We start from the raw sequence: 13,315 nt of genomic DNA, 5'->3' as shown, positions 1-13,315 counted from the left end.
AAGCCACTCATCGGACATGCTGAAACCGCTGGCGAAACAGTCGTGGCGTCATACCCTTCTGGACCCTGAACTGCCGGTTGAAATTGGCGATCGAGCGATAGCCGACCGCCTCGGCCACATGAGCGATGGATTTTCCGGAGCCGGATAGAAGCGCGCAGGCCTCGCCGATCCTCAGCCGCATCAGATACTCCGAGATCGGCATGTCGAGATGGCGCAGGAACAGGCGGTGCAGGCCCGAGAGACTGAGGGCGGCAATATCCGCAAGCTCGTCCATCGAAGGGCTTTCGGCATAGGTGAGGTGGATGTGATCGAGCACGCGGTCGAGGCGACCACGATCGACGGCCCTGCCCGAGGGCGCGACGACCCGGTTAGACAATGGCGTTACATGCTCGTCCCGCGCAAGGATCGTCAGCAGCGCAAGGACATCCGGCAACCGCTCTTCAGGCTCGAGCGTACGCAGGCGCTCGAACAGCGGCCGAACGCGACGGGCTGCTCCTTGCGAGAATTGCAGGCCGGGCGCGGAGCGATCGAACATTGCCCGCACGCCACCGAGCTCGACAAAGCCGTCCTGCATCCGCTCCACCCATTCCGGGTGGAACCAGAGTACCAGCGCCACATGGGGCGCCCCCTCATCGACCTTGGACGCGGAATGCCATGTGTGCGGCAGGTTCGACCCGACCAGCACGAGATCGCCATCATCATAGGTGCCGATGTGGTCGCCGACGAAACGCTGGCCGCGCGAGTTCAGCGTAAGGGTCAGCTCGAATTCCGGATGGTGATGCCACTGAAACGGGATGCAATCGTCAAGCCGTCGGTCGAGAAGGATGGAGGATGCTTCCGTGGGCCTTGGGATCTTCTGCAGAACGGCCTTCATATTGCGCTCATCTGGATCATGACGCCAGATTAGTACCAATCTTTGCCGTACGAAGGCAACATGCCAGCCACGGAACGCCTAATCTGCCTGCATCGACAGAAAGACGCAGATGCACAGGAGGCCTTGCGCATGCTCAGAGACAGCCACCCCACAGCCGCCGCCGAAACCCAACTGAAGGACATCAAGAAGCGCCTCCCGTTGCGCGTGCTCTCGGAGGAGGACTGGCAGCACTGGATCACCAAGGGTTACGTGATCGTCCGGCAGGCCGTGCCGGCAGCCAATGTCGAGCGGCTCGTCGAACTGCTCTGGCGCTTCGACGAGAAGGATCCAGCCGACCCTTCGACCTGGTACGCGCCGCAGCGCCGCGAACACAAGATGAAGGAACTCAACAACACCGGCATGCTGGAGATCTACAATCACCAATATCTCTGGGACAATCGCCAGGAACCGCGCATCTATGGTGCCTTCGTCGATATCTGGGACCGGGAGGATCTTTGGGTGACGATCGACCGCGCCAACCTCAACCCGCCGAAAAGGGTCAAGGGAAATCCCAACGGTTTCATTCATTGGGACGTCGACACCTCGATCCGTCCGCTGCCGATCGGCGTCCAGGGCGTGCTCAGCCTGCAGAAGCAGGATGGCGATGTCGGCGGCTTTCAGTGTGTTCCTGAGCTGTTTGAAAACTTCGCCACCTGGGAAAAGACCCAACCGGCGGACAGAGACCCCATGCACCCCGACATGTCAGGCCTTTCGACCGTCAATATCGAGATGGAGGCAGGTGACCTGATGATTTTCAACAGCCTGCTTGCCCACGGCGTCCGGCCCAACCATTCCGATGGCAGGGTTCGCATGGCACAGTACATCTCCATGCATCCAGCCAAGTGGAACAACAGAGCCGAACGCGAAGAACGCGTGCGGCTCTGGCGGGAGCTCGACCATCCGAAGCGCGACGCCTTTCCGGGCGATCCGCGCGAATGGGAAAAGCACAACGCCACGCCCGCCAACCTCTCGGACCTCGGGGCAAAGCTGCTCGGCGTAACGCCCTGGTTCTGAGGCGGAGATCGTAGGTGGCTTCCGCCGGTTCAGGAAGCGCGCACCTTCATCGGCCAGCGCTCCCGGCGCCGGTCGACAATCCGCGCCTCGTCGCCGAGCTTCAAGGTTCCTTCGCCGCGCGGCACGACGTTCCAACCGAACAGCACGCCCGCCACGCGGCGGTCGGCCGACATGCGCTTTTCGGCGAGGCCCTGGATCGGATTGCCGCCGATGCGTTCGCCGGTGATCTGGTCCTGGGTGGTCATGATGCAGCGGGCGCAGGGTTTGACGAAATCGAAGCGGATGCCGCCGATCTCCAGGCTCTCCCAGAAATCCTCGTCCCAGGCCTCATCGCAATCGAGCAGGATGTTGGTGCGGAACCGGTCCATGCCGACGGGCTCCTGCCCCTTCTCCGCAAGTGTACGGTTCAGATCGGCAAGCGAGCCTGTGGTGGTGATCAGCACCGGAAAGCCATCAGCAAAACCGACGGGTGCTGCCGTGCCGGCCCACTCGGCACCGACGAAACGCTCCGCCGAAGCATCCATATGGGCAAGCTTGACGGGCCGGCCGAACCAGCCCGACAGCGTCTCGTTTGTTGCATCGTCGGCCACTGCCGCATCGACGTCGCTTGCCCAGACGCGCACGTCGAGCCGCTGGTCAGGATCGAAGCGCACGATGAGTGCCTTGTCGCCCATCTTCAGCTGCACGCCGCCATCAATGTGGTTTGCCTCGACCTGTGCCAGCGTCTGCAGCTCGCGCTGGGTGATGAAACGCCCATCCGGCTCCACCAGCATGAAACGGCGGTCGCCCTCGAAACCATCGAGATTGACGGTGACCGTCTCAAGCGGGATCGCCCGGCCGCTCTTCAGCGGATGAATGTTCAGTCCGGTCACCTTCATCGAAAACGCTCCACGTTGAGAAACAGATTCAGGCCGTTCGCGATCTGATTCACAGGACGGCGGTAATGGATTGAAAGGCTTAGATTTCATCCAGCATCATGGCAAGCACATCGCGCAGCCGTTGCTGGCGTTCGAGCGCCAGCCTGCGACCGGTAGCCGTCTGAAATCCATCGGCCAGCTTGAACAGCTTGGTCTCGAAATGGTCAATGGCAAAGGCCTTGTCGTCGAGCTCTCGATCCTCTGCCAGCGGATCGAGCGGATCGTAAAGGCCGCTGCCCATGCGCCCGGCGATGTAGAAGCAGCGGGCAGCGCCGACCATGCCGATCGCATCCAGTCGGTCTGCATCCTGCAGGATCTTCGCCTCGATCGTCTCGGGCGTGATGCTGGCCGAAAAGCTGTGGGTGAGAATTGCATGGGCGACGGACGATATGGCTTCAGCCGACCAGCCGAGATCGCGCAGGATGTCGGCGGCTTTTTCAGCCGCAAGCCTTGAGGCCTGCGTGCGATGCGGCGAGTTCTTTTCGACAGAAACGCAATCGTGCAGCAACACGGCTGCGGAGAGCACGCGTTCGTCACCACCCTCTTCGGCATGGATGCGGGCGGCGTTCTTCCAGACCCGGATCAGGTGGGATGCATCATGCGAACCGTCATCTGCCGCAAAAGCATGCGGCAGGAGAACGGCGGCGAGATCAGCATGCGGCGCGAATGCCGCCGCCAATGCAAAATTACGAGTCATGGCATCAACCTATTGCGGCTGTGTCGGCGCAGCAGACGACTGCCGCGTCACGCCGACGCCCGAAAGGATCTTCTGGTAGAACAGCCCGATGCCGATCAAAACGCCGCCGAGCCCGATGAAGGAGAGCGCGCGCAGGAAGCCCTCGAGATTGGACATGTCGATCAGGAAGACCTTCAGAACGGCAATGAAGACCAGCACGGCCGAGGCGATGCGAATGCTCTTGGCATTGAAGCGCGAGCCGAACACCAAAAGCAGCACGCCGAGCACCAGCCAGACGACCGAATAGGTGTAGGTCTCACCCTGCAGGAAGCCTTTCCAGTCCACGATGTTCTCCCCCTGCCAGAGGCGCCGGACGGAAAGCGTTGCCCATGCAAAAGCGAGGATCGCGCCACTGACGGCGAGCGCCATGACGTAGGGCAATGGTCGTTTGCCGCGCGCATACCAGGCAAGGCCCGCATAACCGATGCCCGGCAGGAGATAGCCGATCAAAAGCAGATCGAAGAACGGGATGGCCCCCAAGAGTTCGCCGCTGAAATACGGATTGAGCCCGAAGAGATGCGCTGAGAGAACCGAGAGCATCGAGAACACGCCAAGCCCCATGCCGCCGTAGCGGAAGACAGGGCTTGGTGACTTCATGTCCAGCGTCATGAACACACCCGAGGCACCGATCGCCAGCAACGTGTAGATCGACTGCTCGCCAAGCGTCGGTACGGCGCTGTCGAGCACGCCACCGTTCATGGCATGGCGAACGAGGATCGCCAGCGTCAACAGCACGAAGAGGCTCGCCAGGGCCTGCAGCAGGTTGCGCACACGCACATCCGGCCAGGATCGGACGAGATAGGCAGAGGCGACAAGCAAGAGCGCGGGAATGCCGTAGCCCGGCAACAGCGCATTGAACACCGGCGTGGTGCCGAGGTTTTCAGCGCCGACGATCGTCGGCTCCCAGGCGATACGGCCAAGAACGACGATCGCCGCTGCGCCGGTCATCCAGGGCAGGATTGGCCAGGTCCGAACACGGGTCGCGCCGGCATAGGCAGTCCCAAGCAGCGCAATCGCCAGGGTGGTGACGAGGCCATCGGTCCAGGCATGCAAGGCGATCACGAAGAGCGCAAAGGAGCCGGTAACCAGAAGGCTCGAGGCGATATCCACGCCCTCTGCTTCGCCGTCACGGCGATAGAGCCAATCGGCAAGCGCCAGCAGACCACCACCGACAACGAGCGCGAAAAGGCCGTGCGGCAGATCGAAGGTGTAGTTGCCGGTCATCAGGAATGACATCGTGGTCAGAGCAACCGGAACGACGGCGGCAATGCCGGCCCACAGGATAGCGAACTGCGGGTGTTCGCGCAGGCGGCGGGTGAGCACGAATGCGCCGAACAGCACGAACAGCGTTGCCAGCAGCAAGGCCGTCAGCGTCGCGGTTCGGCTGGGCAGAACGATCTCCGGCGCAACACCGGCAAGCGAAGAGTCGAGATAGGCAAGGACGCCGCTCAGCGCCGTCAGGCTGCCGATGCCGACGATCGCGCCGAGGGCAGACAGCAGGGCCGGATAGACGGCATTCGTCCGCCATGCGCCGAGTGCGGCCAGGGCCGCGACCACGACGAAGAACTCCTTGACGGGATATTCCACGGCGCTGACGGCCGGGCTGATGAAGATCAGAGCGAGCACGGTCGCGGCAATGGCCGCGGAAACGCTGATGGCGGCATAGGCCGGCGTGAAGAGCTTCTCCCACGGGCCGGCAACCGCAATCGGGCGGTTCGTCGGCTCAGGCAACGGCTCACTGGGCGCATCGGTGTCCATCGCACCCGGCCAGACCAGCCCGACACCCAGGATCATCACCAGCAGCGCAAAGGCGACCGGCAGCGCGTCGAAGGGCGATACCGCGGTGACATAGGCAAGCCCCCAGAGCCCGATGCCGACATTGGCGAGCGTCGGCACGACCATCCAGCGCCGCAACCGCGACGCCAATAAGGTCGCGAGCCACACGACCGACAGGAAGCCGAAGAGAACCCAGGGGCGCGGCTCATCGCTCGATACCAGCAACGGTGTGATCAGCGAGGCAAGCAAGCCGAGGCCGGCCAGCGCCTGCCCATGCAGCAACGACAGGCCGACGGTTGCGAGCGAAATCATCGCCAGCAGCACGAAGGCCGTCGCCGTGCCGATGAAGCCATAGATGTCATAAGCCGCATAGGCGACCCCGAACAACGTGACGGCACCGGCGGCAGTGAGGATGCCGGGGATCATCGCATTCTGGAATTCGTTGGCGATAACGGGCACGGCGCGACGGCGAATGACCTCGCCAGCCGCAGCCAGCAGCAAACCGAAGAGTGCGGCCAGCGTCAGCCGGACGGCAGGGCTCAGAAGACCGGCGTCGATCGAATACTTGACCATGAAGACGCCACCGAGCGCCAGTGCGATGCCGCCGACCCAGACGGCCCAGCGGGCACCGAGACGGCTTTCCAGGCTTTCCACCTGCCGGGATGGCGCTGCATCGACGGAGGTCGCCTCGACGCTCGCGGCCACGGCTTCGTCGGATGCGGTTTCGGGCTCGGTCGGTTCGGCATTGCCGAAGATCCTTGCGCCTTCGCGAGCGCTCGCCGAGAGCCCATCGACGCCTTCATCATCGTCGGTCACCGCATCGGCGGAGCGTTCAGAAAGCGCTGCCGCCTGCTCCGACGCGATATCGCCTTCCGGCGCTGCGAGCCCGGCCGCAGCCGTCAATCGCGCGATCTCCTTCTTGAGCGCGGCGACTTCGCTGTCCAACCGTTCTGCTGTCTTCCTGCCGCCGAAAAAGGCGGAGAGCGCCAGAACAAAAGCGACTAAGGCAATAACTTCAATCATGTTTTCCCCTGGCGGCAATATTCGCAGGCCGATCGCGACCATACAGAGTTTTGCACGACCGCCAAAGGCATAGACGGTTGAGAGCCCCAATCTCTTCGCGGAAATGTATAAGTTTCATTCACGTGATGCGCCGGCGTCGCGACAGCCGAGCAGCTATGAGGCACAGCCAACGGCATCCCACTCACGTATGCGACTTCCGCCGGCGCCCATGTGAGCGCCGACGATCGTTGCAGCGTCGGGGAAAGGGCGGCTGCTATCGGCGCAGATTGTCGATCGGGAAGATCGCGCAGGTTTCCGTCCCGTGCGCCAGAAGCTTGCCACCAGCATCACGCAGCCAGGCCTCCGACGTGGCGATGGTGCGGCCACGGTGGACGATCTTGCCTTCGCAGAAGACTTCGCCCATGCCGGGCAGCAAGGGCCGCACCAGGTTTACCTTGAATTCGACAGTGGTGTAGGCCTCGCCGGGCTTCATCATCGTGAACACTGCGCATCCCAGCGCCGAATCCATCACCGTCGCCGTCCAGCCGCCATGCACGGTTCCAAGCGGGTTCAGATGCTCCTCGGTCGGCAGCCCCTTGAAGACCACCCGCCCCTCCTCGACCTCGGTCAGGCCAAACTTGAGCGTTGCCGACATCGGCGGCGCCGGCAGGTCGCCCTTCAAAAGATCCTGCATGACCTTGAGGCCGCCGTCGCGCGCAACGCGATCCAGCGGAAGCACGCCGATGCCGGATACAGGCATGCCGGGGAAAAGTTCTTGAAACATGCAAACTCCCTTGAGGTGTGACAGCCTCTTTCACACGCCCGATCGGACGCGCGGCGCTGTCGATCACGCGGCTGAAGAAGAAGGCCTCAATGCCTTGAGCGCCGCATTGACGAAACCATCGCGCGCGGACGAAACCTTGAGGCCGCGTGGCTCATAGACATGGCGGTTGAGAAAGAAGGCCGTCAGGCGGAAGGCGGCGGCAAGGCTGTCATAGTCGGCCGCACTTCGCGCTTCGACGGCGAGAAACTCCGGCAGCGCGAGCATGCGGTCGGCATAGGGCATGCCGGCTGCGCGGCAGACGGCCCGGCCCGACTTCGGCGACACGAAGGCCAGGTCTTCGCGCGTTCCGGTCGCCACGCATTCGGTCAGATCAAGCCCGAAACCAAGATCGTTCAAAACGGCAAGTTCGAAGCGCACGAACAGTTCACCGGCATCGGCCGGATCCTCGAGGTGATCGACGATGACGGCCAGCGCCTCATAGAGATGCGGATGCGGATCGCGCTCCGGCAGCAGGCGTAAAAGCGCGCCCAGCGCCTGGATGCCATAGACTGACGTGGCCGCCTCCATCAGCCGCGCCGCCCGGAGTTCGAGCGGCTCGATGCGGAACTCGCCCATATGCTCATCGAGCCGCGCGCGCCAGGTCAATTCGACGGTATTTCCCGGCTGAAGGACGGGCTGCATGGTGCGCGAACGGCCGGACCGCACCATGCCAAGATGCCGGCCCCGCGACGCAGTCATGACTTCGGCGATGGCCGAGCTTTCGCCGTGCCGCCTGATCCCGAGAATGATGGCCTGATCGCTCCATTGCATGAAAAAGGCATACACCCGCGATGGAAAGCGGATCAAGCGATGATGCCAGTCTGGCATCGCGATCTAGCGCTTTCACGCAGACCTCCGCACTGTCGCCTTTCGGTGACACTCACCAATTGCCTCAATTCCGTCGCGCTCTTGCCTCCCCGAGGCCATGTTTGGCATTAGAACGGCCGTACACGGCGGCAACGTCCGCTCCCTCCCGAAATGCAATCAGCAGGAATATTGACCCGATTATGTGTGTGTCCCGGAACAGCGCCGGCCGCTTGGCGCAGCTCTTCGCCCTCCTTCTTGCCACGTCCACGCTCGCAGGCTGCGTGACCAGCGGCGGACCGGCGAAGCCGAAGGGACCCGATCCCTACTATGTCGCGATGTATGGACCGAAGCCGGACGAAAAGTTTCCGCTCGACGCCATCGATATCAGGAAGGTCGATACGCGCTATCTGCGCCAGCAGGTTGCCTATGCGACCCATGAGCCGCCCGGCACCATCGTGATCGACACGCAGAATCGCTTCCTCTACCTGGTCCAGGACGGCGGCATGGCGATGCGCTACGGTATCGGGGTCGGCAAGGCCGGCCTGGAATTCGAAGGCGAAGCCCGTATCGGCCGCAAGGCCGAATGGCCGCGCTGGACGCCCACCTCCAGCATGGTCGCGCGCGAACCCGAACGCTACGGCCCGCTTGCCGGCGGCATGGAACCGGGCGTGCGCAACCCGCTTGGGCCGCGCGCGCTCTACCTTTTCCAGGGCGACCGCGACACGCTGTTCCGCATCCACGGAACCACCGAGGCCTGGTCGATCGGCAAGGCGGTATCGAGCGGCTGCATCCGGCTCTTCAACCCTGATATCATCGATCTCTACAGCCGCGTGCCGAAGGATTCGCGCGTCGTCGTGCTGCAGGCGGAAGCGCCGATGAATGAGACGCTCGCGCCAATGTCGACGCCGGCAAACGCCGGCGAGCCGTTCGCCTACTAATCCCGCTGCCGGGCGCCTACCAGGCGTCCGGCGTGCGCAGCATGTGCACAATGTTGGCCGGGTTCATGATCCAGCCGCCGCGAAAGCCTTCGCCGAGATCCTCGACCGCATCGCAGCGCACCACGCCTTTTTCGGCAAGCCCGCCGAGTGCGGCCTCATGGTCGTCGGTGAAGAGTTCGAGCCACACCTCCGCCTGGCTGTAATTCGGCGCCTCGTCGATCCAAAGCCTGTTAGGACCGAGGATAAAACCCTTGGCCGGCGCCTTCTCGTCGAAAGGCTCGAGACCGACCGTGTCGCGGTAGAAGGCGACGACCGCCTCATATTGGTGCGACGGCACCTTCATAGCGATGTTGATACCACCCGTAATCGTCATCGTGTGATCTCCCTTAAAGCGGCGGCTCGGTTGCGGGCTGCCCGGACAATTCGCTGACGTAGTAGCCCTGGCGCAGGTTGATGCCGTATTCGAGCCAGGCCTTCATGCAGGCCAGCATTTGCGACCAACCCTCGCAGTTCATGTAGGAACTCTTCTGTCCGCGCGCGTTTTCGCGCCAGCCGGTTTCGGCGATCGTCACCATGGTGGCGCCGTCCTCGAGTGGCTGGAAGCGCATCTCGACCTTGGTGCGATAAGGCTCCTCCTCCTTCTCCACCATCGCATCCCAGCGAAGGACGATGCGCTCGTGGGGTTCCACGGCCTCGACCTCTATCGGCACGTTGCCCCACCAGGTAACCGTTGTTCCGGCGACCAAGGGCCCACTGACCCCGCCAAGGGTGACGAAGTACTTGCTGATCTGATCAGGATTGACCACGGCATCGAATACCTCGGCGACAGGCCGGTCGATGCGTCCATTCACACGAAATTCGAAAGACATGACCTCTTCTCCCATTGTGCTGACACAGCATATGTTATAAAAATATAACATGTCAACCGATTCGAAAGATGACCTTGTTTTCAAGGCACTCGCCAACGGCCTGCGCCGACAGATCCTCGACGCCCTGAAGGATGAGCCGCAGACGACCGGCATGCTCTGCGAGCAGTTTGACAGCCTTGATCGCTGCACCGTCATGCAGCATTTAAGAGTTCTCGAAGACGCCGATCTGGTGATCGTTCAGCGTGAGGGCCGCGAGCGCTGGAACCACCTCAACGCCATGCCGATCCAGGCCATCCACAATCGTTGGATCAGCCAGTATGCCGGCCAGGCGATGTCGATCCTTTCCGCCCTTCAGCAAGGGCTCGACCGCCCCTCGGAATGACGGTTTCGGCTTTCCATTGCCCTGCTTTCTTCGTATGAACGCGCGACAACGCAATCTGGGGATATCGTCTTGCGCTACCTCATCACCGGCACGGCCGGCTTCATCGGTTTTCATCTTGCAAAGCGACTGATCGACGAAGGGCATTTCGTCGTCGGCTTCGACGGAATGACGCCCTACTACGACGTCACGCTCAAGGAACAGCGCCACGCGATCCTCGCCCGCTCGAACGGCTTCAAGGCGGTCGTCGGCATGCTGGAAGACCGGGATGCGCTGAACCACGCCGCAGAGCTTGCCGAGCCGGAGGTCATCATCCATCTGGCTGCCCAGGCCGGCGTCCGCTACAGCCTGGAAAACCCCAAGGCCTATGTCGATTCCAACCTCATCGGCTCCTGGAACATGTTGGAGTTGGCGCGCGAAATCGGCCCCAAGCACCTGATGCTGGCCTCGACCTCATCGATCTACGGCGCCAACGAAAAGATCCCTTTCGCCGAGACAGACCGGGCCGACGAGCCGATGACGATCTACGCGGCGACGAAGAAATCGATGGAACTGATGGCGCACAGCTATGCCCATCTCTACAAGGTGCCGACGACGGCCTTCCGTTTCTTCACGGTCTATGGCCCCTGGGGTCGGCCCGACATGGCGCTGTTCAAGTTCATCGACGCCATCCACAACGACCGGCCGATCGACATTTACGGCGAAGGCCGCATGAGCCGCGACTTCACCTATATCGACGATCTCGTCGAAGGCATCCTCAGGCTTTCGCATGTCCTCCCCTCGGAGGAAAACCGGGTGCCATCCGAAAAGGCGCAGGACACGCTGTCGCGGCAGGCGCCATTCCGCGTCGTCAATATCGGCGGCGGCCAGCCGGTCGAACTGATGACCTTCATCGAGACGATCGAAAAGGCAGTCGGTCGCCCGGCGCTTCGCAACATGCTGCCGATGCAGCAGGGCGATGTGCCACGCACCTATGCGTCTCCGGATCTGCTTGAGGCGCTCACCGATTTCAAGCCGTCGATTTCGGTGGAAGACGGTGTCGCGCGCTTTGCAGCCTGGTATGACGAATATTACGGTCGCTCCGAGAAGGCTGGCTCGCCGGCCCGGCAGGCCTGAGGCAACCATCGGCGACGACTGCCGTCGCCACACTTTGCATAAGCGAAGCTCTCGCAACAAAAGGAAGAGCAGATGAAAGTCACGATGATCGGCGCCGGCTATGTCGGCCTTGTTTCGGGTGTGTGTTTTGCCGATTTCGGCCATGACGTGGTTTGCCTCGACAAGGACGAAAGCAAGATCGATGCCCTGATGCAGGGGCGCATTCCGATCTTTGAACCCGGCCTCGACCATCTCGTCGCGAGCAATGTCCAGTCCGGCCGCCTGTCGTTCACCACGGATCTCGTTTCGGCGGTCGCGGACAGCGACGCGATCTTCATCGCCGTCGGCACGCCGTCGCGTCGCGGCGACGGCCATGCCGATCTCTCCTATGTCTACGCCGCAGCGCGCGAGATCGCCGTCAACCTCAAGGGTTTCACCGTCATCGTGACGAAGTCGACGGTTCCGGTCGGCACCGGCGACGAGGTCGAGCGCATCATCCGCGAAACCAACCCGGACGCCGATTTCGCCGTGGTTTCCAATCCGGAATTCCTGCGCGAAGGTGCCGCCATCGAGGACTTCAAGCGCCCCGACCGCATCGTCATCGGCCTTGCCGACGATGATGCGCGCGCCCGCGACGTCATGACCGAGGTCTACCGTCCGCTCTACCTCAACCAGGCGCCGCTGGTCTTCACCTCGCGCCGCACCTCCGAACTAATCAAATACGCCGGCAACGCTTTCCTGGCGATGAAGATCACCTTCATCAACGAGATGGCCGATCTCTGCGAGAAGGTCGACGCCAACGTGCAGGACGTTGCCCGCGGCATCGGCCTCGACGGCCGTATCGGTGGAAAATTCCTGCATGCCGGCCCGGGTTACGGCGGCTCCTGCTTCCCGAAGGACACGCTGGCGCTGGTCAAGACCGCCCAGGACTTCGACAGCCCCGTGCGCCTGGTCGAGACCACCGTCGCCATCAATGACAACCGCAAGCGCGCCATGGGCCGCAAGGTTATCGCGGCTGCCGGCGGCGATGTACGCGGACGCAAGGTCGCCGTCCTCGGCCTCACCTTCAAGCCGAACACCGACGACATGCGCGACAGCCCGGCCATCACCGTGGTTCAGACGCTGCAGGACGCCGGCGCCCATGTCGTCGGCTATGATCCGGAAGGCATGGAAAACGCCAAGAAACTGATGGACGGTCTCGATTTCGCCAAGGATCCGTACGAGGCAGCCGCAGAGGCCGACGTGCTGGTGATCGTGACCGAATGGAACGAGTTCCGCGCGCTCGACTTCCGCCGGTTGAAAGCCGTGATGAAGGCGCCGGTACTGGTCGACCTCAGAAACATCTATCGCCCCGACGAAGTTGCAAAGCACGGCTTTGCCTATGCCAGCGTCGGCCGGCCGCAGTGAGGGCTGCAAGACACGGAATCTAACGCCGGGCGCCCTGCCCGGCGATCGTCTGCGACAGGCGGCGACAGACTTAAAGTTTCCTGTTATGCCGCATGTCGTTATCGCAAAACCGCTGCACACTTTTGCGCGACATGCTCTATGCCTTCGGTATCGGCTGGGGCGGCAGTGCCTCCCAGCTTTTGCCGGCAAGGATGACACAGCTTCGGCCGGTGACATCCGTGACGATCAGGGTCCAGGTGCCGCTATCGGCGGCATAGATTTCCATCACCGCATGCGGGTTGATCAATCCGATCCCCGCAGGCTTTTCCTGATACTGTCGCATGAAAAATTCGATCACTTCGGATCGCGCGGCACAGTTCGCCATCACCTGCGAACTTGCCGGGTTTGGAAGTGCCGTCACCGCGGCCGCCAATATGACGGCTCGAGCGAGGCCACGGATCATATTGCGTCCCATGACGCACCTCCTTTCGCCGGGAAACCCGGCGGAAAAGGAGTTTCCGCTGACCTCATCCGCCGTTGACCGGCATTGTTATGATCGGCACTTGCTCGCGACACGATACAAGTGCCGCCACGAGATCAGTATGGCGGAGCAATCCGTATATTACAATTGACTAATTTACGGAGAGTAACCCGGGAACC

14 protein-coding genes are annotated in these 13,315 nt (G+C 62.4%); 5 read left to right on the top strand and 9 right to left on the bottom strand.

Going from position 1 to position 13,315, the window contains the following annotated elements; genetic code table 11:
• Positions 1-7: 7 nt before the first annotated feature.
• Positions 8-874: a helix-turn-helix domain-containing protein gene (locus J3R84_RS04035; protein WP_025426406.1), complete on the bottom strand. Its 867-nt coding sequence runs from the start codon at positions 872-874 to the stop codon at positions 8-10.
• A gap of 129 nt (positions 875-1,003) precedes the next feature.
• Here J3R84_RS04035 and J3R84_RS04030 point away from each other — a divergent pair, with 129 nt between their 5' ends.
• Positions 1,004-1,927: a phytanoyl-CoA dioxygenase family protein gene (locus J3R84_RS04030; protein WP_038576814.1), complete on the top strand. Its 924-nt coding sequence runs from the start codon at positions 1,004-1,006 to the stop codon at positions 1,925-1,927.
• Between the two features lie 29 nt (positions 1,928-1,956).
• Here the strand turns inward: J3R84_RS04030 and J3R84_RS04025 are convergent, their stop codons facing one another.
• From J3R84_RS04025 to recO, 5 genes are all read right to left on the bottom strand, one after another.
• Positions 1,957-2,805: an MOSC domain-containing protein gene (locus tag J3R84_RS04025; protein ID WP_025426404.1), complete on the bottom strand. Its 849-nt coding sequence runs from the start codon at positions 2,803-2,805 to the stop codon at positions 1,957-1,959.
• 79 nt (positions 2,806-2,884) lie between these two features.
• Positions 2,885-3,541: an HD domain-containing protein gene (locus J3R84_RS04020; RefSeq protein WP_025426403.1), complete on the bottom strand. Its 657-nt coding sequence runs from the start codon at positions 3,539-3,541 to the stop codon at positions 2,885-2,887.
• A gap of 9 nt (positions 3,542-3,550) precedes the next feature.
• The gene (locus J3R84_RS04015) at positions 3,551-6,379 is read right to left on the bottom strand and encodes a DUF2339 domain-containing protein (RefSeq protein WP_025426402.1); all 2,829 of its coding nucleotides are present in this window, start codon (positions 6,377-6,379) and stop codon (positions 3,551-3,553) included.
• Between the two features lie 253 nt (positions 6,380-6,632).
• A complete protein-coding gene (locus tag J3R84_RS04010; RefSeq protein ID WP_057211453.1) occupies positions 6,633-7,142 on the bottom strand; it encodes a PaaI family thioesterase in 510 nt (169 codons plus the stop codon).
• A gap of 63 nt (positions 7,143-7,205) precedes the next feature.
• Positions 7,206-7,952 carry a DNA repair protein RecO gene (gene recO / locus J3R84_RS04005; RefSeq protein ID WP_038576811.1) on the bottom strand — a complete coding sequence of 249 codons (747 nt, stop codon included), beginning with the start codon at positions 7,950-7,952 and terminating at the stop codon, positions 7,206-7,208.
• Between the two features lie 236 nt (positions 7,953-8,188).
• On the opposite strand from recO, the gene J3R84_RS04000 reads away from it, so the two are divergent.
• The gene (locus tag J3R84_RS04000; protein ID WP_025426399.1) at positions 8,189-8,926 is read left to right on the top strand and encodes a L,D-transpeptidase; all 738 of its coding nucleotides are present in this window, start codon (positions 8,189-8,191) and stop codon (positions 8,924-8,926) included.
• A 16-nt stretch (positions 8,927-8,942) separates the two neighbouring features.
• Here the strand turns inward: J3R84_RS04000 and J3R84_RS03995 are convergent, their stop codons facing one another.
• Positions 8,943-9,299, bottom strand: a complete 357-nt coding sequence (locus J3R84_RS03995) for a glyoxalase/bleomycin resistance/dioxygenase family protein (RefSeq protein WP_025426398.1) — start codon at positions 9,297-9,299, stop codon at positions 8,943-8,945.
• A 13-nt stretch (positions 9,300-9,312) separates the two neighbouring features.
• Entirely contained in the window at positions 9,313-9,795 is a 483-nt protein-coding gene (locus J3R84_RS03990; RefSeq protein WP_025426397.1) for an SRPBCC domain-containing protein, read from the bottom strand.
• Between the two features lie 49 nt (positions 9,796-9,844).
• Here J3R84_RS03990 and J3R84_RS03985 point away from each other — a divergent pair, with 49 nt between their 5' ends.
• From J3R84_RS03985 to rkpK, 3 genes are all read left to right on the top strand, one after another.
• On the top strand, positions 9,845-10,177 hold the full coding sequence (locus tag J3R84_RS03985; protein ID WP_025426396.1) for an ArsR/SmtB family transcription factor: 333 nt from the start codon (positions 9,845-9,847) through the stop codon (positions 10,175-10,177).
• Positions 10,178-10,246: 69 nt separating this feature from the next.
• The gene (locus tag J3R84_RS03980; RefSeq protein ID WP_057211454.1) at positions 10,247-11,290 is read left to right on the top strand and encodes an NAD-dependent epimerase; all 1,044 of its coding nucleotides are present in this window, start codon (positions 10,247-10,249) and stop codon (positions 11,288-11,290) included.
• A gap of 72 nt (positions 11,291-11,362) precedes the next feature.
• On the top strand, positions 11,363-12,676 hold the full coding sequence (gene rkpK, locus J3R84_RS03975) for a UDP-glucose dehydrogenase family protein (RefSeq protein WP_203529446.1): 1,314 nt from the start codon (positions 11,363-11,365) through the stop codon (positions 12,674-12,676).
• A gap of 136 nt (positions 12,677-12,812) precedes the next feature.
• Here the strand turns inward: rkpK and J3R84_RS03970 are convergent, their stop codons facing one another.
• Complete coding sequence (locus J3R84_RS03970; protein WP_203529448.1) at positions 12,813-13,130, bottom strand: hypothetical protein; 318 nt, start codon at positions 13,128-13,130, stop codon at positions 12,813-12,815.
• Positions 13,131-13,315: the final 185 nt, after the last annotated feature.

It is taken from the genome of Ensifer canadensis, from assembly GCF_017488845.2.
Taxonomy (GTDB): Bacteria; Pseudomonadota; Alphaproteobacteria; order Rhizobiales; family Rhizobiaceae; genus Ensifer; species Ensifer canadensis.
The sequence above is the reverse complement of the archived record's forward strand: the minus strand, read 5'-3'. Positions and strand labels throughout refer to the sequence as shown.